The sequence below is a fragment of the Dokdonia sp. LLG6352-1 genome, from assembly GCF_045055815.1.
In the GTDB taxonomy this organism is placed as follows: Bacteria; Bacteroidota; Bacteroidia; order Flavobacteriales; family Flavobacteriaceae; genus Dokdonia; species Dokdonia donghaensis.
On sequence record NZ_CP159329.1, the window covers coordinates 2,141,658 to 2,164,906 of the forward strand.

Below are 23,249 nucleotides of genomic sequence, written 5' to 3' on the forward strand. Positions count from 1 at the left end.
GATTATAGGTTTTAATTTTTAATTGATTCTTCTAAATTATTGACACAAAGAGGGCCTATTTAATTTTATCCATTTTGTCGGTAAATAAATTAATTAATTCCTCTTTATAAGGGTGTCCATCTTTAAAGCAATCCTTCTTTTCAGAATCAAAAACGATTAGGCAAGTAAAATAATCATACATCGATTCAGTTCCGTCAGTTACTACAGTAAAGGTTTTATCATTTCCGTCTATGAGCTTTACATCCTGCCAAACAATTCTTTTAATAATTTGGTGATGTAATCCACTTAGCTTTTCGCTCCATTTACCATAATTCTGACGCATTAGTTTCTTTGCATCTGTTGCTGATTCCATTTCGTAAAATCGAAGTTCGTTTACATAAATTGTATCGTTTTCCACGACTACTGGTGTATTTACTATTTTAAAATCAGAATACTTTGGTTCTATAATCACATCCTTTGAAGATGAACAACTCCAGCCGATAACTGCCATTAATATACAGATGTATTTTTTCATAATTACTTGTTACAGGCCAGTAGGTAAAGCGAGTGCGGCTCCCGATAGCTATCGGGATTGATGGAGTGGCTCTGTTGATTGTTTTTTAATTGATTTTCTAAATATACGAGTATTTGAGAAAGTTGACGCTTTCGCGAAAGCGTAAAATCAGGAAGGCTCTACTATAAGAGTTAGTAATTAAGATAGGGGTAAAGAACCTTGATCATAGCTCTTACAATCGCTCTTAAACCGATTTTGAAGCGTAGCCATACAATTGCAGGAATTACCAAGTATGCAACTGCCTTTTGTGTGGCTTATTTTATCGTGAACTGCGAGGCTTTTGGTAATCAGCCGGTACGTGTTTGTATATAGAAAGTTGCGTGTTTAAGCACTAAAGTTAGCAAATAAATCACCGATAGAAAATCCGCGAGGATTTTCGTAAGTAGGCGAGAACAAGCAATTACTTATAGCCATTTTTGGCAACAGTTTTTATTAATTCAAGTTACAGTTTTTCATTCAAATCTTGTCTTCCAACAATTGCCATTATTTCTACAATATCCTCATTTACTTTAAAATAAATGCTATCAACTCCACAAACACAGCGTCTGTAGTCTTTTTTTATATAATCAACTGATTCAAATGAAAAAGGTCTTTGGGCAATTATTTCGAAATATTTAAAAAATGATTCAAAGTATTTGTCCGCTTGAGTCATTCCAAATTTTTTCACACCGTAATGATGAATCCGTATCAAGTCGTTTTTTGCCTCATTGCTTAATCTATATTTAGTCATTAAGTAAAGACTTTGATTGCTCTAAAATTTCATTTTTACTTTCACTTGTAAATCCGCTATTTTCGGCTTTCTCCAATTTAGCACGAATCCAGTTAATTTCAACTTGTTGTTTTCGAGCTTGTCTAATTAAGTCGTTTACGAGTTCACTTTTACTTGAATACTCTTTTTTATCTACTTGAGTTTTCAACCATTCATCGTTTGGCTTTGTAAATGATATGCTTTGTCTTGCCATAATTTAATTGTTTGATGTAAATATACACCAAATACGAATCAATTACAAATTACACACAACAGGCCACTACATAAAGCGAGTGCGGCATTTTGCTGGATAGCCTGTATTTTTTGTTTATTAATTGATTGTTTAAATATACACTTATTTGTGAATCTGTCGCCGCGCATAGAGCTTTCAAACCTGCCTCCGACGAGCGTAGCGAGAGGAAGGCATAAATTCGCGTTATATAATAGTTCTTGCATCCGACGAGGAAGGAACGACCGAGAGGAAGGCACAAGGTGGCGGCTGATTGAGTAGAGTGGGAGCTTTAAAATCCTAGCAGATTTGCTCTATGATCCATCTGTGCCAGAACCTTGATTATAGCTCTTACAATCACTCTTAAACCGATTTTGAAGCGTAGCCATACGACTGCGGTAATCACCAAGTATGCAACTGCCTTTTGTGTAGCTTAATTTATCGTGAACTGCGAGCCCTTGTGCAATCAGCCGCCACGGTTTCGGCTATTAGTAGTTGCGTGGGTTAGCACTTAACTTTGCAAGTACATACCAAACTGAAAATCCGCGAGGATTTTCAGAAGTAGGCGAGAACAAGTAATTACTTATAGCCATTGTTGGCATTTCGTTTTTCTACATTCATTGATTAAATCATCAGTCAATTCTATAAGTTTTATTATCAACTCCTACACCTTTTATGGTTAAGGATTTCCACTCTTTTGGAAGGATTGGGTCTTTTTGAATAATTCCATTATCGGTAAATTCCAGTCCACCAAAACCAAACAGTACACTTTGTAGCATACCTCCAGCACCAGTAGCAAAATATGAAAAGTTAGAATTTGCCACTTCTGATAATGCACCAAAAGGAGCTTGTTGATTGGGCACGTAGCTTTCCTTAAAAAGCCTGTATGCATTATCTACATCTCCTTGTTTTGCATATAATATTGAAAAAATAGATTTACCCATTGCAGGTCCTTCTTTTGATAATTTTGGTTCGTAATATTTCAAATCTTTGATTATAGTCTCTTTGTCATTTACAATATTTAAAGGAAAAGAAAGTAGGTTTACATCTGCTTGTTTAATGATTTCTCCATCATAATCTTCGTGTTCTTTGGTTGTACCATCTTTAAGTTTTAGGATTTTAATTTTTTCAGATACCAATTGCCATTCTGGATTTGGTGAAATACCAATTTCATTTGCGGCTTTGGTTGCAAATTTTAAAGCAGTAATTGCAGCACCATTAGTAAAAGCGTTATCATTTACATTAGGTGCAAATTCATTTGCACCAACAACATTATTAATTGAGTAACTACCATCATTATTAACGGTTACACGGCTTACCCAAAAATCCGCTACTTCTTTCATTAAAGGAAATCCTTTTTCAGATAGCCATTTTTTATCTTGAGTAACACGATAATAGTTCCAAAAGGCTATTCCAATATCAGCTGTTATATGGTGTTCAAATGGACCTGTAAGTGCGAAAGGTGGTGTAGCCTCTTCTCCAGTATCATCACTTTCCCAAGGAAACATTGCTCCTTGGTAACCGTAATTTATAGCTCTGTTTTTTGCAGGCTCTAAACGGTCTGAACGATAATTAACTAAAGAACGTGCAATATCCTGATTTAGCATTAGCAGAGGTGGGAACATCCACAGTTCTGTATCCCAAAATATATGTCCATTGTAAGGTGTTTGTAGTGAAAGGCCCATTGGGGCAATGCTTAGGTCAGAATCTCCCCGACCAAATGCGTATAAATGATATAATGCTAATCGCACATCTTGTTGAGATTGTAAATCGCCCTCAATAATTATATCCCCTTGCCATAATTTATTCCATTGTGATTTATGTTGAGTTAAAAGAACGTCCTTAGAGTTTAGTAAGTTAAAAATTACCATTCTTTCAGATTCTGATTTTGGGTCAGAAAAATTTTTAGTAGTGCATTGAGCACCAGTCCAAGCAAAATCTAGATTTTGATTTTTCTTGATTTTATAATCAAATGATAATGTGTTTTCATTTTCAGATATAATCTTATGCTTTAATTCTGGTCTTTGGTTTTCTCGTGAAGAGTTTATGTTATGCCAAATGAAAGTTCCAGATGTGCTTACAAGATGCTTGCCAAATGGACTTTTTGCAACAGATTGTAAAATGGGCATTGTTGTCTCTACATCTTTTAATATTTGAAATGTATTTGTAGGAGTCTGATATTCTTTAGGGATTTGTATTTTTCCCGTAACCGTTAAATCAATTTCTGTTACAGCCTCAACACCAATATCTATATATCCAGTAAATTGCAAATTACGAAGTGCGTAGATTGTGCAAGAAATTTTTGCCTTGTCTTTATAGTCAAAACTTGTAGTTAGGGCAGCATTTTTAATATCCATTGTTTGCTGCCAATTGTTAATATTGTCTTCTGTGATTTTTTCACCATCAATGTACATATCAAGGTTTCCAAAATTCATACCGTGAAGAATTTGACTTACTTTTAGGGTGGGGTCAACATCATAAACATTGTTTAGTACAATGTGCTGTATTTGTAGAGGTTTTGAAGATGATAGCATTCCAATTCTGCCATTTGCAATAGCAATTCCTGTATAATCTGATTTATCATTTGTGCTTATATGCCAACCATCATTTTGAGCAGTTAAGCTTAAACTTGAAATTACTAATATTAGTAAAAATGTTTTTTTCATTTCTATGTTTTTTTAATGAATGCCAACAGGCCACTACATAAAGCGAGTGCGGCTCCCGATAGCCATCGGGATTGCTGGTTTGCTTTACTTTGTGGTCTTGATTTGTTTGGACTAAATATACAATGAATTTTGGATTTGTGCGCCGCGCATAGAGCTTTCAAACCTGCCTCTCTCATCATCGACGAAGGAGTTAGCGACTTAGAGAATGATGCTGGATGAGATTTATAATAAGGTATAAATTCGCGTTATGTAATAGTTCTTGCATCTGACGAGAGAGGGACGACCGAGAGGAATGCACACTTGCAACTACGTGTGAGCTTTCTATAATTAAGATATATGCCCTAGGCATTTTTGAGTCCTGCCTCCGACGAGGAAGGAACGACCGAGAGGAAGGCACAAGGTGGCGGCTGATTGAGTAGAGTGGGAGCTTTAAAATCCTAGCAGATTTGCTCTATGATCCATCTGTGCCAGAACCTTGATTATAGCTCTTACAATCACTCTTAAACCGATTTTGAAGCGTAGCCATACGACTGCGGTAATCACCAAGTATGCAACTGCCTTTTGTGAAGCTTATTTTGTCGTGAACTGCGAGCCCTTGGGCAATCAGCCGCCACGTGTTTGTATATGGTTTGTTGCGTGGTTTGTATGCGAGGATTTTCCGAAGGAAAATTAGACGTTACAAACACGCAACGACCTTTGATTAAGCACTAAACCGGAATTATTTTTATACGGTGTTGTGTGCAGTTTTTTATTCCGCTATTCTTTTCTTTAAGTCCATTCTTTCGTGCAGTATTCTTGTTATCTCTACATAATTTTCATTCAGAGTTCTGTAAAAAATTATATGTCGATTTACCTTAATTCCGAGAAGTTGTTTTGATATTCCTTCGTAGTTTTTTCCTAAATGAGGATTTTCTGCAATTTCTTGACAATCAGAAATTAGTCCATCGTAATATTTGTCAGCTTGTTTTTCCGACCAAACCTCAAAGGTATAATCCCAAATCTTTGATAAATCCTCAACTGCTTTGTTCGTCAACTTATATTCAGCCATTCGAGTGCTTTTTCGCTTTTAGAGATTCAAGATGCTTTTTTGGTTCAAAATCGTGAGCTATTCCGCTGTCAATTCCTTCTTGTATTGCAGTTTTCAAAGCAATTACTTTACTTTCTTCTTCCTCTAAAAGTCTCAATCCAGCACGAATTACTTCACTGACGTTTTTAAATCTTCCTTCACTAATTCGGCTTTGCACGAATTGGTCGAAATAATTTCCGAGTGATATTGATGTGTTTTTGTTCATTTGATACAAATTTAGCTCAAATATACCAAAAATTGGTATAATAGCAAAATTTGCCTCAAATTGCACACAACAGGCCACTACATAAAGCGAGTGCGGCATTTTGCTGGATAGCCTGTATTTATTTGTTTTTTAATTGATTGTCTAAATATACACTTATTTGTGAATCTGTCGCCGCGCATAGAGCTTTCAAAAATGTCGTATTCGCGTTATGTAATAGTTGTGGCTGGTTGCAACTACGTCTGAGCTTTCTATAATTGAGATTTGCAACCTTTAGGCATTTTTGAGTAGTGGCCTGTGGCGGCTGATTGAGTAGGGTGGGAGCTTTAAAATCCTAGCAGATTTGCTCTATGATCTACCTGTACCAAATCCTTGATTATTGCCCTTACAATGGCTCTTAAACCGATTTTGAAGCGTAGCCATACAATTGCAGGAATAACCAAGTAAACAACTGCCTTTTGAGTAGCTTATTTTGTCGTGAACTGCGAGCCCTTGGGCAATCAGCCGCCACGTTAAGTATAACCGAAGTTACGGGATTAAAGTTAATGTTTTTCGGCTTAGGACACGCCTTAGCAATTATGGATGGATTCGGACGTAGTTGAATCCGCCGTAATTGCGGTTATACATTGTTACCTGCTGGCTTTTTTTCATTCGATTACTTCTTTAACTTGATTTTCCAAGTCATTTATTCCGTTATACTTTCTAAAATTCAATTCCTTTCTGATTGATTTTAATTCAGTAGATAGGTCTATTATTAATTCCAAAGGCTCTGCTTCAAATCCGAACATATTTTTGTCAAATTGAGTTCCAATTAAAAGTCCGTCATTTTCCATTCCAACACACCAGTTTTCCATAAATTCAGATAGTGGAATTTCAATTGGGTCATAGTTTTTCCATCCGTCTTTTATACAAGACTTTACCCTTGCCTTTTCAGCCCAAAAGCAAATCATTCTAACAGGTTCTCCATTTTCGTCATCATAATGAACTGAACTTGATGTTGCAAATCCATCTTTGTTTTTCAATCCGTAAACAATTTCAGTCTCACATACTGTTGTTATAAACTTCTTATGTCGATTTTTAACTGTTATATGATTTTGGAACATAGTTTTTAGCTTGCAGGTAACAGGCCACTACATAAAGCGAGTGCGGCTCCCGATAGCCATCGGGATTGCTGGTTTGCTTTACTTTGTGGTCTTGATTTGTTTGGACTAAATATACAATGAATTTTGAATTTGTGCGCCGCGCATAGAGCTTTCAAACCTGCCTCCGACGAGCGTAGCGAGAGGAAGGCATAAATTCGCGTTATGTAATAGTTCTTGCATCCGACGAGAGAGGGACGAGCGAGAGGAATGCACTCTTGCAACTACGTTTGAGCTTTCTATAATTGAGATGTATGCCCTAGGCATTTTTGAGTCCTGCCTCCGACGAGGAAGGAACGACCGAGAGGAAGGCACAAGGTGGCGGCTGATTGAGTAGGGTGGGAGCTTTAAAATCCTAGGAGATTTGCTCTATGATCTATTTGTGCCAGATCCTTGATTATAGCTCTTACAATCGCTCTTAAACCTATTTTGAAGCGTAACCATACGATTGCGGTAATCACCAAGTATGCAACTGCCTTTTGTGAAGCTTATTTTGTCGTGAACTGCGAGCCCTTGGGCAATCAGCCGCCACGGTCTAGTATAAGAATAGTAGCGGATTTTCACGCACTAACTTTTCGCTTAAACACAGACCTTTTTTATATTTACTTACTTTCATTTTAGCGATTAATGCGCTATTATTTTTATACAATGTTGTGTGTAGTTTTTATGAATTCCAAGTGTTTCATTGAATTCCATAATTTATTTGGTTCAGATGTAAATTCTTCGATATTTATAATTAATAGTCCAGAAAATCTCTTACTCGCCCAAATAATGTCTTTAAAAGTGTCAGGTGTTTCAATTTTATCTAATTCTTGCAAATTGTTTTTTAAATCTGATATAGCAACAATAGGATAATTCACTCCAGTAATTTCATCTAGAGTATTATTTTCAAGTAGACCAACTGAACTTATTTTGGCTTGAGAAAAGTCACAATTGAATAATTTATTCTCAAACCTTAATTCAAAACGTCCTTTGAATGAGCAATTTTTAAATTTAGGATTCCAATTACCGCCAATTTGTTTTGTATGTGCCCAAATAAGACAATTTTCGAATATGCATTTGTTTGTTAAGACATAGGTATACTTGGCAGAGCAACGAATTTTTATTTTACAATCTATAAAATGACATTCTAAAAATGAACCAACGAATTCCTTTGCATCTATCTCAACTATTTTGTTGACTATTTTTTCTCGATATCTTCTATGAATTGGGAATCCGTGAGCTTTACTATTTGGTAAGAGCTTTTCTTTTTCAACAGTTTTAATATCTTTATTAAAATCAAAGTTTTTATTTCTTCCAAAAAAAATCTTGAATATTGACATAATTTGTGTTTCTTATATTATACTCAAACATTGTTGTGTCTAGTTTTTTAGACATTTATAAATTATATAAGCTATAGTCCTTTTTATAGAGTTCAACAATATCGTTATCCAACTTTTCAAATTCATTTCCCATACTATAATGATAAGAGATAACTGTAGAATTTTGTGTATTTATTGCCCAATATTCACCTGCACTTGAACTACCAAAAAAAATATATTTATGAATATCTGGAAAGATTTTTTCATTGTGAAAAAATTTGGTGGTACTGAGTAAAGAGCCTATTCCATCATCATCTTTGAGTGAAAAAAGATATTTAGAATTGCCAATATTTTCTCTAAATCCGTCAGTTTCCAGATAAAGCTTTTTGAGTTTTTGGGGCATTTTCAATTCTAGTTCCATTTCGATTTGGGGAATTAAAAAAAACTTTGGTTCAGAATAAGTAGCTTTTGGGAAAATTTCTTTTAAAGTCATAATTTTGGGTGCATTAAATTACACACAACAGGCCACTACATAAAGCGAGTGCGGCATTTTGCTGGTTAGCCTGTATTTATTTGTTTTTTAATTGATTGTTTAAATATACACTTATTTGTGAATCTGTCGCCGCGCATAGAGCTTTCAAACCTGCCTCCGACGAGCGTAGCGAGAGGAAGGCATAAATTCGCGTTATGTAATAGTTCTCGCATCCGACGAGTGAGGGACGACCGAGAGGAATGCACACTTGCAACTACGTGTGAGCTTTCTATAATTGAGATGTATGCCCTAGGCATTTTTGAGTCCTGCCTCCGACGAGGAAGGAACGACCGAGAGGAAGGCACAAGGTGGCGGCTGATTGAGTAGGGTGGGAGCTTTAAAATCCTAGCAGTTTTGCTCTATGATCCATCTGTGCCAGATCCTTGATTATTGCTCTTACAACCACTCTTAAACCGATTTTGAAGCGTAGCCATACGATTGCGGTAATTACCAAGTATGCAACTGCCTTTTGTGAAGCTAATTTTATCGGGAACTGCGAGCCCTTGGGCAATCAGCCGCCACGGTTTCGTATAACCGTCAGTTACGGGTTTGTATGCGTTAATTTTCAGTTTAGAACTGGCTTTAGCAATTCCGAGTGGATTCGGACGTAGTCGAATCCGCCGTAATTGCGGTTATACATTGTTGGCTACAGTTTTTTTATTCATTTTTTTCAGTTCCGTTCCAATTTATTTTTAGTTCGGTTTAGAATTTTGTTTTGATTTTAGGTTTTAATATTCAATTCCGCTTTAGTTCCACTAACACTTTTATTTTTTTTCTAAAATTCTCAATATTCTAATTCTGTTATATCGTTGCAGAAATATTGGGTAAACATTTGCATATAAATTAATTGCAATTATCAATATCCATTGTACGACCGATAACTGGTCATACTTAAAAACAACAATCAGTACACTAACCAAAATGAAAATCAAGTGTATTATTTCATATTTTCTTGTTTCCTTTTCTGCTTTCTGTAATTCTAATATTCTACTGTTTCGATTTAAATTAATCTGCTTTACGTTTCTCCATTTTCTAACTAAATCTCCATCAGTAATCAAATATTTTTTGAAATGCTTTATTCCCAAATATTCATAGATGGTTTTTTGATTGTATGTTTCAAAATATTTAGGTTTAAAATATTCCAATGTTTTTTATAATTATGCTAATTTTCAAATTGTAGCCAACAGGCCACTACATAAAGCGAGTGCGGCTCCCGATAGCTATCGGGATTGCTGGTTTGCTTTACTTTGTGGTCTTGATTTGTTTGATCTAAATATACAATGAATTTTGGATTAGTCGCCGCGCATAGAGCTTTCAAACCTGCCTCCGACGAGCGTAGCGAGAGGAAGGCATAAATTCGCGTTATGTAATAGTTCTTGCCTCCGACGAGGAAGGAACGACCGAGAGGAATGCACTCTTGCAACTACGTGTGAGCTTTCTATAATTAAGATGTATGCCCTAGGCATTTTTGAGTCCTGCCTCCGACGAGTGAGGAACGACCGAGAGGAAGGCATAAGGTGGCGGCTGATTGAGTAGGGTGGGAGCTTTAAAATCCTAGCGGGTTTGCTCTATGATCTATCTGTACCAGAACCTTGATTTTTTGCTCTTACAATCGCTCTTAAACCGATTTTGAAGCGTAGCCATACGATTGCGGTAATCACCAAGTATGGAACTACCTTTTGTGTAGCTTATTTTATCGTGAACTGCGAGCCCTTGGGCAATCAGCCGCCACGGTCTCGTATAAGAATAGTTGCGGGTTTGCGTGCGAGGATTTTCCGCAGGAAAATCAGATGTAGCAAACGCGCAACTACCTTTGTTTGAGCACTAATCTAGCAATTATTTTTATACATTGTTGTGCGTTCGTTTTTATTTTTCTCCATCCCAAATTTTACCTTTTGGCAAGAAATATATCGTGTCTTTATTTCCGTTTGGGCTGTCAATTTCTTTATTCTTATAATTCCCTTTTTTCAATTTGGTCAAAAGTCTTCTGTCCGAATAACTGTCTTCAATTCGTTCGTATTGGTCAATAGGCCAAAGCAAATCACTTTCCCAATAAGGCTCTTCGTCAATATTCGGTTGCCAACTAAAATCAGAACTTATTTGATTGGTAAATGATGAGCTATTTTCTTTAAAATCCGCTTTTTCAAATATGTTTTCGTAATACTCAATTTTGTCATCAATTGCACAGACCACTTGAGATTTTGAAATCCTTGGTTCGTAAAGCCAAATTTTTAAATAATACGGTTTGTTTAGTTTTTCCAATTCAGTTTTCCAACTGTCATAGATTTTTTCAAGTCCGTTTATAATTTCTTTTTTAGCTTTTCCTTTTGGTTCAGGAATTTGGCTGTCTGTCAAAGTCAAATTGTCCCAAGGGTCAACATATACTTTTGCATATTCATATTTGTGTTCAGTCAGATGTCCAATATTCAATTCCGAATATCCATTTACCCAATTCTGAATATTAGCTACCTTTCTTTTTAAACCTCTGATTTTCTTGTATCTCACAGTTTTTCTTAAATGACGCACAACAGGCCACTACATAAAGCGAGTGCGGCATTTTGCTGGATAGCCTGTATTTATTTGTTTTTTAATTGATTGTCTAAATATACACTTATTTGTGAATCTGTCGCCGCGCATAGAGCTTTCAAAAATGTCGTATTCGCGTTATGTAATAGTTGTGGCTGGTTGCAACTACGTCTGAGCTTTCTATAATTGAGATTTGCAACCTTTAGGCATTTTTGAGTAGTGGCCTGTGGCGGCTGATTGAGTAGGGTGGGAGCTTTAAAATCCTAGCAGATTTGCTCTATGATCTACCTGTACCAAATCCTTGATTATAGCTCATACAATCGCTCTTAAACCGATTTTGAAGCGTAGCCATACGATTGCGGTAATAACCAAGAATGCAACTGCCTTTTGTGTGGCTTATTTTGTCGTGAACTGTGAGCCCTTGGGCAATCAGCCGCCACGTATATATAAACGCAAGTTATTAAAAACTTAATACTTATCATACCCATACTAGTTGTATAAACGAATGTTTTGACGGTTTTTTACCAATCTCGATTTTCGGCGTATAAACGAATGTTTTGGTTTTCTAACACAACTCTCACAGTTGGCTATCTCAATCACTAGCAGGTTTACTTGTATTGCATCTTTTATTTTCTTTCGCGAAAGCGTAAAAACAAACAAACTAGCTACACAACCTACTTAAACATATATCTCACTTCTTAAAAACAGTAAAGCCATCTTATAAAGATGGCTTTACTTAAAAAGTATGTTACAATCACATACTTAATGGAAGAACGTCTCATTCTAGTAATACGTAAACCTACGTACTTTAGAAATGTATTTTGCAAGGCGTATCACCTGGTGGCTGTATCCATACTCGTTATCATACCAGATGTAAAGAAGTACGTTTTTACCATCTTTACGTACGATAGTGGCATTACTGTCATAAATACTAGGGGCAGATGAGCCTATAATGTCGCTAGACACAAGCTCATTATCTATAGAGTACTTAATTTGCTCTACAAGCTCACCCTCTAGTGCATACTTTTTAAGAAGTGTGTTTATCCCTTCTATGCTTGTCTCTTTTGTAAGCTCAAGGTTAAGTATTGCTAGAGATCCGTTAGGCACAGGTACACGTATCGCGTTTGAGGTAAGCTTCCCTTCAAAATGTGGTAACGCCTTACTCACTGCCGCGCCAGCACCAGTTTCTGTAATCACCATATTAAGAGCAGCGGCTCTACCACGGCGGTACTTACTGTGCATATTATCTACCAGATTCTGGTCGTTTGTGTATGCGTGTATGGTCTCTAGGTGACCTGTTTGTACACCTAGGGTGTCATCTATGGCTTTAAGAATAGGTGTAATTGCATTTGTAGTACAAGATGCTGCACTAAAGATTTGTACCTCATCTGGGTTGTGCTCTTGGTGGTTTACACCGTGCACAATGTTTGGGATTCCTTTACCGGGAGCGGTAAGTAATACCTTTGCCACACCCTTGCTTACTAGGTGCCTGCTTAGTTGCTCTTTATCTCTAAAGGCACCCGTGTTATCTATCACAAGGGCATCTTTTATACCATAAGCGGTATAGTCTATATCTTCTGGTGCATTTGCACTTATAATATTTACCGTAGTACCGTTTATAATGAGGGCTTGATTTTCTACATCTACAGAGACAGTACCTGTAAAGTCACCGTGTACAGAGTCACTTTTAAGAAGACCTGCTCTTTTCTCAAGTATACCGGTATCTATCTTACCTCTTGTAACCACAGCTCTTAGGCGTAACTGGCTACCTTTACCCGTGCGTGTCATAAGCTCTCTGGCTACAAGACGCCCTATACGGCCAAAACCGTAAAGCACCACATCCTTAGGCTCAATAGGCGCTGCCTGCTGTGCAGGTTTAAGGCGTTGTGCAATAAAGCTCGTTGCGTTTTCATTTTCTTCTAGGTGGTACTCATACGTAAGTTTACCTATATCTAGCTTAGATGGTGGCAAGTCTAGTTGCTTTATAGCCTGCGCAATCTCTACACTATCAAATATAGAGATAGGCTTCCCTACAAAGGCTCCTGCATACTCGTGTAGGTCTAAAATCTGACTCACGTTGCGATCCATCACTTGGTTTCTAAATAAAACAAGCTCTATAGCATTGTCATACCATAGGTCGCTAGCTATTTTAATAAATTCTACAGTGGCTCTTCGGCGGTCTGCTTGAAAGGAAAGTTCTTTTTCGTATGTTTCTGATTGACTCATAGTAAGATACTAAACGTTACATTGTTTTTTTTGTACGCTTTCGCGAAAGCGTAATTTTTCAAATTTTGTGCAAAAGTAGCCATTTCTGTCTGTTACTCAAACGTTTTCGTAAATGAATTTCTCACACAAAAAAATAACCCCTCCAGAAACTGAAAGGGTTATAATATTAAAGCGTGTATTGCTTAGTCAAAAATAAAGCGGTTGCGCTCGCCTCTTTTGTCATTAAAAACAATGCTTACAGGCTCGTTTGGGCTTTTATTTTTAAATATTTCTTTTACGTCATCTATAGAGTTAACGGGTATATCATCTATTTCAGAAATTACATAACCTACAATATCATAACGTTTCATAGACTCCCCTAACTTATCGCTTATCACAACACCATTTTTGGCTTTGTACTTGTCAAGGTCTTTTGGAGAGGCATTTTTAACCTGTATCCCTAGTCGCTCTATGTCAAAAGTGACAGACTTTACTAGTTTTACGGGTAGGGTCATAAGTTCATCATCTCGTAAAATCTCTACTTGTATAATATCATTAGGTCGTTTGGTATTAATGTATCCAGAGAGGTCAGAAAACTTAGTGATATTTACATTATCAAGCTTCTTGATAATATCACCAGTGGTGATACCTGCTTGCTCTGCACCACTCTCATACTCTACACTGGCTACATAAAAGCCTTGTGTAGTGTTAAGATCTTGATCTTTTGCAATGGCAGCATTAAGGGTGCCTCCAGTAACACCTAGTATTCCTTTTTGTACAGAGCCATATTGCATAATGTCTTCCATAATCTTACGCGCATTGTTAGACGGTACGGCAAAGGCATACCCTACATAAGATCCCGTTTGTGAGGTGATGGCCGTGTTAATCCCTACCAGCTCACCAAAAATATTTACAAGTGCTCCACCACTGTTACCAGGGTTAATAGCCGCATCTGTCTGTATAAAAGACTGGAAGTTTGCATCACGCTCATCTATATCTCTAGCCTTTGCAGAGACTATACCTGCGGTAACGGTAGAGGTAAGGTTAAAAGGGTTACCTACGGCAAGTACCCATTCTCCCACCTTTGTAGCATCACTATCGCCAAAGGGGATATAAGGCAACTCCTCACCAGCATCTATTTTAAGGATGGCAATATCTGCCTTTGCATCTTTGCCTATCACTTCTGCCATAAAGGTTTTATTGTTATTAAGCGTGACCTCTACCTCAGAGGCGCCATCTATCACGTGGTTATTTGTAATAATATATCCATCTCCAGAGATAATCACACCACTACCGGCACCTACAATGCCTTTATTAGTTTGCCCGCCACCACGTAAATATTCCATCATATTGCGCGGTTGCTTGTACACTTGTACATTTTTTACGTGCACCACACCATTTACCGTGCGCTCTGCCGCTTCTGTAAAATCTACACCGCTGGCAGCTGCCGCGAGTGCTTCATAATTTACAGGGGTATAGGCAGGGGTGGTTTGGGTCTGTACTGGGGTTGAGACTACTTGTGTAGGCTCTTCTATAAATAATTTATAAGATCCTAGCGTTATTGCGCCGGCTAGTAAGGCGATTAAGAATGTTCCTCCGATTTTTTTCATAGTCCTTAGCATTTTATCAATAATCGTTAAAATTAAAAATTTAGTATTCTGTCGGTTTCTATTTAACTGGCATTTAACATCAAAAAGGAGTTTGATATTTGCTACTTTTGTCGCTTATATTGAGCATAAATGACAATTTCTTTTTCAAAATATCAAGGCACCGGTAATGATTTTGTAATCATAGATAACCGTCTAGATATATTTCCCAAAGATGATACCAAACTTGTTGCACAACTCTGTGACCGTAAATTTGGCATAGGGGCAGATGGTTTAATGCTGCTAGAAAGTCACCCTTCGGCAGATTTTAGAATGGTGTATTATAATGCAGATGGTAATGAGAGTAGTATGTGCGGTAATGGTGGGCGATGTTTGGTCGCTTTCGCGAAAGCGTTATCACTCATAGATACCCACGCTACCTTTGAAGCGGTAGATGGAATGCACGAGGCCACCGTAAGGGATGGAATTGTACACCTTAAAATGCAAGATGTTGCAGAAATTAAAACAACACCAGAATATAGCTTTCTAGATACCGGATCGCCACATCACATTAAAATGGTGAGTGACGTAAAAACCGTTGCGGTAAAAGAAGAAGGTGCAGCCATACGTTATGGAGCGCTTTATGGAGAGGCTGGGAGTAATATAAACTTTGTGCAAGAGCTAGACGATGGTCACTTTGCCGTGCGCACTTATGAGCGTGGTGTAGAAGATGAGACCTTGAGCTGTGGTACGGGAGTTACCGCCGTGGCAATTGCAGCACATAATAATGGTGTAACTTCAAAAAATAACATACAACTAGATGTAGAGGGTGGTAAACTAGCGGTGTCTTTTACAAAAACGGCGATGGGTTATACAGATGTATATCTTATAGGTCCTGCGACCTTTGTTTTTAAAGGGGAGTGGCAATGTTAACACTACGAGGTACACGTACGGCTTTACGAGCGCTAGAGCTAGAAGATCTAGAGGCACTTTATGAGATAGAAAATAATGAGGCACTCTGGTTTGTAGGGGAGACGCTAGCGCCTTACTCAAAGTTTGTACTTAAAGAATACCTGGCAAATGCGCACAAAGATATATTTGAGATGCGACAGTTGCGTCTTGCTATTTGTGATGTAACTTCTGGAGCTTTTTTGGGTCTTATAGACCTCTTTGACTTTGATCCTCATAATTTACGTGCGGGAGTGGGCGTTGTGATTGCAACAGAAACAGAAAAGCGCAAGGGATATGCTAGTGAGGCGATAGCCTTACTTAAAAAGTATGCAAAGACACATCTCCATATGCACCAGTTATATGCAAACATAGGAGATGAGAATAAAGCAAGCATAGCACTTTTTGAAAAAGCAGGGTTTGAGCTTGTGGGTGTAAAAAAAGAATGGAGACGCAGGCGTGACCTCACCACAGGTGAAGAATCATTTACAAACGAATTATTATATCAACACATATTATAAATGTACATCAAGAGAATACTTTTAATCATCGGGATAGTGGGCGTAGTAGTAGGCGGTATTTTTGCCTACACGGTTTACGACGCTATTTTTTCTGATAACACAGCGTTTAATAATGAGCGCGCTCATTTATACATCCCTACGGGAGCAGATTTTAATGATGTAACGGCAGAGCTTACGCCATTACTTAAAGATGTAGATGCATTTGCATCTGTCGCTCAGAAAAAGGGATATGTGTCTAACGTAAAACCGGGTCACTATATCATTAAGAAGGGTATGAGTAATAATGATATTATTAATACCATTCGTGTTAAAAATGCGCCTGTAAAGGTGGCTTTTAATAATCAAGAGCGCCTAGAGGATATGGCCGGCCGTATCGCTACACAGATAGAGGCAGACAGTACCTCACTTATTAATGCAATGCTAGATGTAAACTTTTTACGTGAGCACGATTTTAATAAGGACACGGCACTTACTATGTATATTCCTAACAGCTATGAATTTTTCTGGAACACCAGCGCCGAAGATTTTAGAGCGAGAATGCTTAGTGAGCACAAAAAATTCTGGAATAAAACCAGACTCGCAAAAGCCGAAAAATTAAACCTCACACCAGCAGAGGTGTACTCACTTGCATCTATCGTACAGAAGGAAACCGCAAAGACAGATGAGCGACCACGAGTAGCAGGCGTATACCTTAATAGACTTAAAAAAGGAATAAAACTAGACGCAGACCCTACCGTTATATATGCCGTAAAGCGCACTAAAAATGACTGGGATATGGTGATAAAGCGTGTACTCTATAAAGACCTAGAGACAGACTCTCCTTATAACACGTATAGAAATAGAGGGATACCACCAGGACCTATATTTATGCCAGACGTAACAGCAATACAGGCGGTTCTTAACCCAGAGAAGCACAACTACTATTACTTTGTGGCAGATGTAGAAAATTTTGGCTATCACAAGTTTGCAAAGACACTATCGCAACATAATGCAAATAGTGCCGCATATAGAAGGTGGATAAACAGCAAGAAGATCCATCGTTAAGATAGCATCTCATAAAATGATATAAACCCAAACCTAGTGTTTGGGTTTTTTTATACCCGAGCTTAGAGAGGTGCAAAAACAGGTAGATGCCCGTATGTTAAAATGGTGTTATACCTTAGAGTTGGTTGTATTTTCTGAATTATTTTTGCGTTGTAGTATGTGACAATTGACGTTTTAAGTAATTTTATACTTGTATTAAATTACATTAAAATATGCTAAAACGTTATAGTTGAACTTATTTTGTGAGTGTAAGTGTCATAAAATCAGTGACTCATAAAGTTTTGCTAAAAAATTAAAATAAGTTTTTCTGGTAATCTTTAAAGGTTGTATTTTTGCGCGCCGAAACAGATAGCACCCTAAGAGAAATTTAAATAGTAATTTCTTGGCTGTCGAAATGTATTTATATGGTTAGGAACTTGATAAAAGTTACTGTATTGCCTCTTATGTTAGGTATTCTGATAGTGTCAAACAAATCAGAAAAAACATATGATTTTTCTCACTATACCACAGATGGTATAGCTATGGACTTTAGTGTTCCTCTTCCGGAGGAGACGATTCAAACCCCTTTTGTATTTAACCCTACACCGCTTACTGGTAAAAATTATACCGGTTTTAAAGAAGCACTTGCTTTTAAAGAATCTCGCGGTGATTACCTTACTATAAACAGATTTGGATATCTAGGTAAGTACCAGTTTGGTGTATCTACATTAGATCTTTTAGGTATTCAAGATGGCTCTGAGTTTCTAGAGAATCCTGTATTGCAAGAGCAAGCCTTTTTACTTAATGCCTCTCGTAATAAATGGGTCTTACGCCGTGATATAAAACGATATGAAGGTCGCTGGATTTCTGGCGTGCGCGTTACCGAGTCTGGTATACTTGCAGCAGCACACCTTGCTGGGCCTGGTAGTGTAAAGAAGTTTTTACGCTCTGGTGGAGCTACTGGTTTTCAAGATGCCTTTGGTACAAGTATACGTAGCTATATGAAGCGTTTTTCTGGCTATGATGTGTCAAATATAGAAGCGATTAAAAAGCCTTCATTAGAAAATTTATCTGCTAGTTTATAATAGCATAAACATACACTTATATATAAACCCCAGTATCATTATGATGCTGGGGTTTCTTTTTATTACGCTTTCGCGAAAGCGTAATAACCCACCTCACCAGCACTTCATAAAGCCATTGCTACTAGACAGTAATCTCTATAAAGTACTGTCGTAAAATGTCAGTTTGTCACATATCGCATTGTGGTACTTTTTTCGCTTTAAGCAAGACTCAAATTTTACACTTTAAAACATATATACAATGTCAACAGGAAAAATTAATGTATCGGTAGAGAATATCTTTCCGCTTATTAAGAAGTTCTTATATAGTGATCACGAGATTTTCTTACGTGAGCTTATCTCAAACGCAACAGACGCAACCCTTAAGTTAAAACACCTTACCTCAATAGGTGAGTCTAGTGCTGAGTATGGAAATCCTCAGATAGAAGTAAAAATAGACAAGGAAGGGAAGAAGCTTCATATCATAGATCAAGGTCTTGGTATGACGCAAGAAGAGGTTGAGAAGTATATTAACCAACTTGCATTTTCTGGAGCAGAGGAGTTTTTAAACAAGTATGAAGATGGTGCAAAAGATACAGGAATCATAGGGCACTTTGGTCTTGGTTTTTACTCGGCATTTATGGTGGCAGAGAAGGTAGAGATTATTACAAAATCACATAAAGATGAGCCAGCAGCACACTGGACGTGTGATGGTAGTCCTAACTTTACACTAGAAGCGGCAGATAAGACAGAGCGCGGTACAGAGATTATCTTACACATCGCAGAAGATAGTACAGAGTTTCTCGAAGAAGGACGCATCGCGGGACTGCTTTCTAAGTACAACAAGTTTATGCCAGTGCCTATTAAATTTGGTATGAAAACAGAGACGCTTCCTAAGCCAGAAGATGCAAAGGAAGAAGATCCAGCTCCTACACAAGAGGTTGATAATATTATAAACAACCCTAACCCAGCCTGGACAAAGCAACCAGCAGATCTTGAAGAAGAAGATTATAAAAACTTCTACCAGGAGTTGTATCCAGCAAACTTTGACGAGCCATTATTTAATATACACCTCAATGTAGATTATCCTTTTAACCTTACAGGTATCTTATACTTCCCAAAACTTGGGCAGGATATGAATATGCAGAAGGATCGCATACAGTTATATCAAAACCAAGTTTTTGTTACAGATAACGTAGAGGGTATCGTGCCAGAATTCTTAACGATGCTACGTGGAGTGATAGACTCTCCAGACATCCCACTTAACGTATCTCGTAGTTACTTACAGGCAGATGGAGCAGTAAAGAAAATATCTGGTTACATCTCTCGTAAGGTGGCAGATAAGCTTAAGTCACTCTTTAATAACGACAGAGAAGATTTTGAAAAGAAATGGAATGACATCAAACTCGTTATAGAGTATGGGATGTTATCTGAAGATAAGTTCTTTGAGAAGGCAGATAAGTTTGCACTATACCCTACAGTAGATAATACCTTCTTTACTTGGGAAGAGCTTGAAGCAAAAATCAAAGAAAACCAAGTAGATAAAGACGGGAAGACTGTTGTACTTTATGCAAGTGATACAGATGCACAGCACTCATACATACAGAGCGCAAAAGACAAAGGATATGAAGTGTTATTACTAGATTCTCCTATTGTATCTCACTTAATCCAGAAGCTAGAGACTAGCAAAGAAAACGTAACTTTTGTACGTGTAGATGGTGATCATATAGATAACCTTATCAAAAAGGACGAAGAGCAAATCTCAAAACTCTCTGACGAAGAGAAGGAGACTGTAAAAACAGCAATTACAGATGCTATTGCAAACACGTCTTATACGGTACAAGTAGAAGCGATGGATAGTAATGCTGCACCATTTATTATTACACAGCCAGAGTTTATGCGCCGTATGAAGGAGATGCAACAAGCCGGTGGTGGCGGAGGTATGAATATGTTTGGTAATATGCCAGAGATGTACAACCTAGTAGTAAATGGTAACCACGAGCTGGTGACAGAAATACTCAATGCAGATACAGATGAGACTAAAAAACGTCTGATCACGCAGTCTTTTGACCTTGCAAAACTATCTCAAAATCTACTTAAGGGTGAAGAGCTTACTAGCTTTATAAAACGCTCTTATGAGATGATTAAATAATGTGAGAGTGCCTAGCACAGCACATTGATGTAAACCACCTTTTTCATTTTTGAAAAGGTGGTTTTTTTATTTTAGCTATGATTATACGTAACGTCTAGCATATTGTTGCGTCTTATCATACAGTATGAGAACACCTACATAGTGCAGGTGTTAATTATTAAGATTACAAAAGAAATTATATGTCACTTACTCCATCTAATATGTTACCGCTAGGTACAAAGGCTCCAGAGTTTCAACTGCTTGATACGGTTACAAACCAGCTTTGCAGTTATCACGATATTAAGGGTGAGCGCGGCACAGTGGTGATGTTTATATGTAATCATTGCCCTTTTGTAGTACACGTGGTAGATGAGATTGTGCGCATCGCAAACGATTATCGTGTGCTCGGTTTTGGCTTTGTGGCGATAAGTAGTAATGACATTGTAGCATACCCGCAAGATGGTCCAGAGATGATGTGGGCAAATGCTCGTAAAAACAGCTTTACATTTCCGTATCTACTTGATGAGACACAAGAGGTGGCAAAAAACTATGATGCTGCCTGCACGCCAGATTTCTTTGTTTTTGGACCAGATAATCGCCTTGTGTATAGAGGGCAGCTAGATAACAGTAGGCCAGGTAATGGCATCCCGGTAAACGGCAGAGACCTGAGAGAGGCTCTAGATAATATCTTTAACAGCAAGCCACAAGCAACACTGCAAAAACCAAGTATGGGTTGCAACATTAAGTGGAAATAGTAGGGGAGAGTTACTTGGTACGCTTTCGCGAAAGCGCACTCAAAACCACTATTAATTGCAGTGATCGTTAAGAATGAAAACGTAAGTGTAGGCATACTATTAAACTTGATGTCATATAATTGAGTAATTATTATCCTCGCTTTTTATGGCTTAGTATTTTGTGCTTAGGCTATTTCTGCTATTTTTACGTAAATCTCACATTTTTGGAAATCTTAGAAAATTTACGCATCCTAGACGGCATCGATATTTTACTCGTAGCCATCTTAATGTTTTACCTCTATAGACTGGTAAAAGGTACGGTTGCGATTAACATTTTTATAGGTATTGTAGTCATCTACTTGATCTGGCAACTTACCGTCTTGCTTAAGATGGAGATGCTTAGCACCATCTTGGGGCAGTTTATAGGTGTGGGAATGTTTGCGCTTATAGTCGTTTTCCAGCAGGAGATACGTAAATTTTTACTCCTCATAGGGAGTACAAACCTCACTAAGGGCGGGCTCTTTAAAAACTTTAATTTTTCTAAAAAGGAAGGTACACTGGCATTAGATCTTAATGCAGTTCTCACTGCTTGCGAGAATATGGCTGCTTCAAAAACGGGAGCACTTATTATCATAAGAAGAGATACCAGTCTAGAGTTTGTAAAAGATACGGGAGACAGGATGGAGATAGAAGTAAACAGACCTATTATAGAAAGTGTTTTTTATAAAAACTCAACCCTACACGACGGGGCGATGATTATAGAAGAAAATAAAATTACAGCTACAAGAGTCATATTACCCGTAACACAAGAGCGTGACATCCCACTACGTTTTGGACTTAGACACAGAGCTGCCGTAGGTATTACAGAAAAGACAGATGCGCTCGCACTGGTAGTGAGTGAGGAGTCTGGTGCAATAAGCTATATAAAGGACGGAGAGTTTGTACTCTATAAAACGATAGACGATTTACGCATACTACTAGAGACAGAACTTACGTAAACAATGGCAGATAAAAAGTCTAAAAAGCTCCCTAAAAAGGCAAAAGCAAAAACGCCTAAGAAGCAAAAGCGAGAGCTGCTTGTAATCTCAGAGAGTTGTAAAAACTGTGGTACTCCGTTAGACTTAGACCAGCGCTTTTGTTCTCATTGTGGCGCAAAGCGTATGCACAACAGGCTTAATACACGCAACTTACTAGAAGATTTTACAGAGCGTTTTCTCAATATAGAAAATGTCTTTCTCAAAACGTTTATTGACCTTTTTACAAAGCCAGAAGATGTTATAAATGGTTATATAGGTGGGTTGCGAAAGCGCTATATGTCTGCCTTTAGCTACTTTGCGGTGGCACTTACTATAGGGAGTATTTACATTTTCTTATTTAGAAATTGGTTTTTAGATACAGAAAATGGACTGTATAATGGATTCTTTACAGGCCTAGAAGCCGGCGCACAATCTAATGGAGGTGATGGTGTGATGGAGCTTGTAAATTTAATATTTGATTATAACTCCTTTATAAGCTTTCTATACATTCCATTTTTTGCAGTGATTTCAAAAATTGTTTTCTGGAATTATAAGGAGGTAAATTTTATAGAGCACATTGTGATATATCTCTATGCATACTCACAAACACAAATTATAACTAATGTACTTTTTATACTTGCGGGCTGGTCTGCTGCTGGGCAAATTATAGTAAGTCTGTTTGTATCTACGTTACCGTTTTTTTACACGGCATATGTCTTGTATCGCGTGTTTAATTTAAGTATCAAAAGTCTGGTTCTTAAAACAGGTATTTTCTTGTTAATTATAGTCCCTTTCAGCATTTTGTTAAGTGCCATTATAGGTACAGCAATGTATACAGCAGGTTCTTTTGACCCGCTTATAGAATCTGTAAAGAAATCTCACGATCCAAGAAGAGCAAAGAGAGATAGCATAAAGCAAGATAGCCTAAGGCTTAAATCTCTTACCCCACAATCTTTGCCAATACCATTACAGAAAACTCAAGATAGTATAGAGTGACTTTAACATACTTGTAATTTTAGTATTATTGTGATTCTAAATCAA

General features: G+C 37.5%; 21 protein-coding genes. 8 read left to right on the top strand and 13 right to left on the bottom strand.

The genetic code is table 11. From position 1 onward, the window contains the following. Nucleotides 1-55: 55 nt before the first annotated feature. The 13 genes from ABVM49_RS09645 to ABVM49_RS09705 form a co-directional block, all read right to left on the bottom strand. The gene (locus tag ABVM49_RS09645; RefSeq protein ID WP_405201670.1) at nucleotides 56-514 is read right to left on the bottom strand and encodes a hypothetical protein; all 459 of its coding nucleotides are present in this window, start codon (nucleotides 512-514) and stop codon (nucleotides 56-58) included. Between the two features lie 481 nt (nucleotides 515-995). Further along, on the bottom strand, nucleotides 996-1,283 hold the full coding sequence (locus tag ABVM49_RS09650) for a type II toxin-antitoxin system RelE/ParE family toxin (RefSeq protein ID WP_084063132.1): 288 nt from the start codon (nucleotides 1,281-1,283) through the stop codon (nucleotides 996-998). Then, a complete protein-coding gene (locus ABVM49_RS09655; RefSeq protein ID WP_405201671.1) occupies nucleotides 1,276-1,515 on the bottom strand; it encodes a type II toxin-antitoxin system ParD family antitoxin in 240 nt (79 codons plus the stop codon). The genes ABVM49_RS09650 and ABVM49_RS09655 overlap by 8 nt, the downstream gene beginning before the upstream one ends. 647 nt (nucleotides 1,516-2,162) lie before the next feature. Beyond that, nucleotides 2,163-4,196 carry a glycosyl hydrolase family 95 catalytic domain-containing protein gene (locus ABVM49_RS09660; protein ID WP_405201672.1) on the bottom strand — a complete coding sequence of 678 codons (2,034 nt, stop codon included), beginning with the start codon at nucleotides 4,194-4,196 and terminating at the stop codon, nucleotides 2,163-2,165. 748 nt (nucleotides 4,197-4,944) lie between these two features. Next, nucleotides 4,945-5,244 carry a type II toxin-antitoxin system RelE/ParE family toxin gene (locus tag ABVM49_RS09665; protein WP_179314848.1) on the bottom strand — a complete coding sequence of 100 codons (300 nt, stop codon included), beginning with the start codon at nucleotides 5,242-5,244 and terminating at the stop codon, nucleotides 4,945-4,947. Continuing rightward, complete coding sequence (locus ABVM49_RS09670) at nucleotides 5,237-5,488, bottom strand: type II toxin-antitoxin system ParD family antitoxin (RefSeq protein ID WP_405203672.1); 252 nt, start codon at nucleotides 5,486-5,488, stop codon at nucleotides 5,237-5,239. Before ABVM49_RS09670 ends, ABVM49_RS09665 begins: the two co-directional genes overlap by 8 nt. A gap of 644 nt (nucleotides 5,489-6,132) precedes the next feature. Further along, on the bottom strand, nucleotides 6,133-6,588 hold the full coding sequence (locus ABVM49_RS09675) for a DUF2750 domain-containing protein (RefSeq protein WP_405201673.1): 456 nt from the start codon (nucleotides 6,586-6,588) through the stop codon (nucleotides 6,133-6,135). 677 nt (nucleotides 6,589-7,265) lie between these two features. Beyond that, nucleotides 7,266-7,946, bottom strand: coding sequence for a hypothetical protein (locus ABVM49_RS09680; RefSeq protein WP_405201675.1), 681 nt, complete (start codon nucleotides 7,944-7,946; stop codon nucleotides 7,266-7,268). A gap of 55 nt (nucleotides 7,947-8,001) precedes the next feature. Beyond that, nucleotides 8,002-8,418 carry an SMI1/KNR4 family protein gene (locus ABVM49_RS09685; RefSeq protein ID WP_405201676.1) on the bottom strand — a complete coding sequence of 139 codons (417 nt, stop codon included), beginning with the start codon at nucleotides 8,416-8,418 and terminating at the stop codon, nucleotides 8,002-8,004. Between the two features lie 803 nt (nucleotides 8,419-9,221). Continuing rightward, nucleotides 9,222-9,602: a hypothetical protein gene (locus ABVM49_RS09690; RefSeq protein WP_365336435.1), complete on the bottom strand. Its 381-nt coding sequence runs from the start codon at nucleotides 9,600-9,602 to the stop codon at nucleotides 9,222-9,224. Nucleotides 9,603-10,323: 721 nt separating this feature from the next. Next, on the bottom strand, nucleotides 10,324-10,962 hold the full coding sequence (locus ABVM49_RS09695) for a hypothetical protein (RefSeq protein ID WP_405201677.1): 639 nt from the start codon (nucleotides 10,960-10,962) through the stop codon (nucleotides 10,324-10,326). Nucleotides 10,963-11,766: 804 nt separating this feature from the next. Beyond that, nucleotides 11,767-13,209: a glyceraldehyde-3-phosphate dehydrogenase gene (locus ABVM49_RS09700; protein WP_405201678.1), complete on the bottom strand. Its 1,443-nt coding sequence runs from the start codon at nucleotides 13,207-13,209 to the stop codon at nucleotides 11,767-11,769. A 182-nt stretch (nucleotides 13,210-13,391) separates the two neighbouring features. Then, nucleotides 13,392-14,798, bottom strand: a complete 1,407-nt coding sequence (locus tag ABVM49_RS09705; RefSeq protein WP_405201679.1) for a trypsin-like peptidase domain-containing protein — start codon at nucleotides 14,796-14,798, stop codon at nucleotides 13,392-13,394. Nucleotides 14,799-14,927: 129 nt separating this feature from the next. Here ABVM49_RS09705 and dapF point away from each other — a divergent pair, with 129 nt between their 5' ends. The 8 genes from dapF (at nucleotide 14,928) to ABVM49_RS09745 (ending at nucleotide 23,204) form a co-directional block, all read left to right on the top strand. Next, a complete protein-coding gene (gene dapF / locus ABVM49_RS09710) occupies nucleotides 14,928-15,707 on the top strand; it encodes a diaminopimelate epimerase (protein ID WP_405201680.1) in 780 nt (259 codons plus the stop codon). Next, entirely contained in the window at nucleotides 15,701-16,243 is a 543-nt protein-coding gene (locus tag ABVM49_RS09715; RefSeq protein WP_405201681.1) for a GNAT family N-acetyltransferase, read from the top strand. The genes dapF and ABVM49_RS09715 overlap by 7 nt, the downstream gene beginning before the upstream one ends. Next, on the top strand, nucleotides 16,244-17,287 hold the full coding sequence (gene mltG / locus ABVM49_RS09720) for an endolytic transglycosylase MltG (protein ID WP_299148368.1): 1,044 nt from the start codon (nucleotides 16,244-16,246) through the stop codon (nucleotides 17,285-17,287). Nucleotides 17,288-17,691: 404 nt separating this feature from the next. Beyond that, nucleotides 17,692-18,351, top strand: a complete 660-nt coding sequence (locus ABVM49_RS09725) for a peptidoglycan-binding protein LysM (protein ID WP_405201682.1) — start codon at nucleotides 17,692-17,694, stop codon at nucleotides 18,349-18,351. A 238-nt stretch (nucleotides 18,352-18,589) separates the two neighbouring features. Further along, entirely contained in the window at nucleotides 18,590-20,479 is a 1,890-nt protein-coding gene (htpG, locus tag ABVM49_RS09730) for a molecular chaperone HtpG (protein ID WP_405201683.1), read from the top strand. 179 nt (nucleotides 20,480-20,658) lie between these two features. After that, nucleotides 20,659-21,213 carry a thioredoxin family protein gene (locus tag ABVM49_RS09735; RefSeq protein ID WP_405201684.1) on the top strand — a complete coding sequence of 185 codons (555 nt, stop codon included), beginning with the start codon at nucleotides 20,659-20,661 and terminating at the stop codon, nucleotides 21,211-21,213. A 203-nt stretch (nucleotides 21,214-21,416) separates the two neighbouring features. After that, the gene (locus ABVM49_RS09740; protein WP_021778653.1) at nucleotides 21,417-22,190 is read left to right on the top strand and encodes a diadenylate cyclase; all 774 of its coding nucleotides are present in this window, start codon (nucleotides 21,417-21,419) and stop codon (nucleotides 22,188-22,190) included. 3 nt (nucleotides 22,191-22,193) lie between these two features. Further along, nucleotides 22,194-23,204 (top strand): DUF3667 domain-containing protein, encoded by a 1,011-nt coding sequence (locus ABVM49_RS09745; RefSeq protein ID WP_405201685.1) that lies wholly within the window; start codon nucleotides 22,194-22,196, stop codon nucleotides 23,202-23,204. Nucleotides 23,205-23,249: the final 45 nt, after the last annotated feature.

Coding starts and splice junctions, on each gene's coding strand:
- ABVM49_RS09685 (WP_405201676.1), bottom strand. CDS start 8,418: ATGACTTTAAAAGAAATTTTCCCAAAAGCTACTTATTCTGAACCAAAG.
- ABVM49_RS09665 (WP_179314848.1), bottom strand. CDS start 5,244: ATGGCTGAATATAAGTTGACGAACAAAGCAGTTGAGGATTTATCAAAG.
- htpG (WP_405201683.1), top strand. CDS start 18,590: ATGTCAACAGGAAAAATTAATGTATCGGTAGAGAATATCTTTCCGCTT.
- mltG (WP_299148368.1), top strand. CDS start 16,244: ATGTACATCAAGAGAATACTTTTAATCATCGGGATAGTGGGCGTAGTA.
- ABVM49_RS09725 (WP_405201682.1), top strand. CDS start 17,692: ATGGTTAGGAACTTGATAAAAGTTACTGTATTGCCTCTTATGTTAGGT.
- ABVM49_RS09645 (WP_405201670.1), bottom strand. CDS start 514: ATGAAAAAATACATCTGTATATTAATGGCAGTTATCGGCTGGAGTTGT.
- ABVM49_RS09675 (WP_405201673.1), bottom strand. CDS start 6,588: ATGTTCCAAAATCATATAACAGTTAAAAATCGACATAAGAAGTTTATA.
- ABVM49_RS09680 (WP_405201675.1), bottom strand. CDS start 7,946: ATGTCAATATTCAAGATTTTTTTTGGAAGAAATAAAAACTTTGATTTT.
- ABVM49_RS09745 (WP_405201685.1), top strand. CDS start 22,194: ATGGCAGATAAAAAGTCTAAAAAGCTCCCTAAAAAGGCAAAAGCAAAA.
- ABVM49_RS09700 (WP_405201678.1), bottom strand. CDS start 13,209: ATGAGTCAATCAGAAACATACGAAAAAGAACTTTCCTTTCAAGCAGAC.
- ABVM49_RS09650 (WP_084063132.1), bottom strand. CDS start 1,283: ATGACTAAATATAGATTAAGCAATGAGGCAAAAAACGACTTGATACGG.
- ABVM49_RS09735 (WP_405201684.1), top strand. CDS start 20,659: ATGTCACTTACTCCATCTAATATGTTACCGCTAGGTACAAAGGCTCCA.
- ABVM49_RS09670 (WP_405203672.1), bottom strand. CDS start 5,488: ATGAACAAAAACACATCAATATCACTCGGAAATTATTTCGACCAATTC.
- ABVM49_RS09660 (WP_405201672.1), bottom strand. CDS start 4,196: ATGAAAAAAACATTTTTACTAATATTAGTAATTTCAAGTTTAAGCTTA.
- ABVM49_RS09715 (WP_405201681.1), top strand. CDS start 15,701: ATGTTAACACTACGAGGTACACGTACGGCTTTACGAGCGCTAGAGCTA.
- ABVM49_RS09655 (WP_405201671.1), bottom strand. CDS start 1,515: ATGGCAAGACAAAGCATATCATTTACAAAGCCAAACGATGAATGGTTG.
- dapF (WP_405201680.1), top strand. CDS start 14,928: ATGACAATTTCTTTTTCAAAATATCAAGGCACCGGTAATGATTTTGTA.
- ABVM49_RS09705 (WP_405201679.1), bottom strand. CDS start 14,798: ATGAAAAAAATCGGAGGAACATTCTTAATCGCCTTACTAGCCGGCGCA.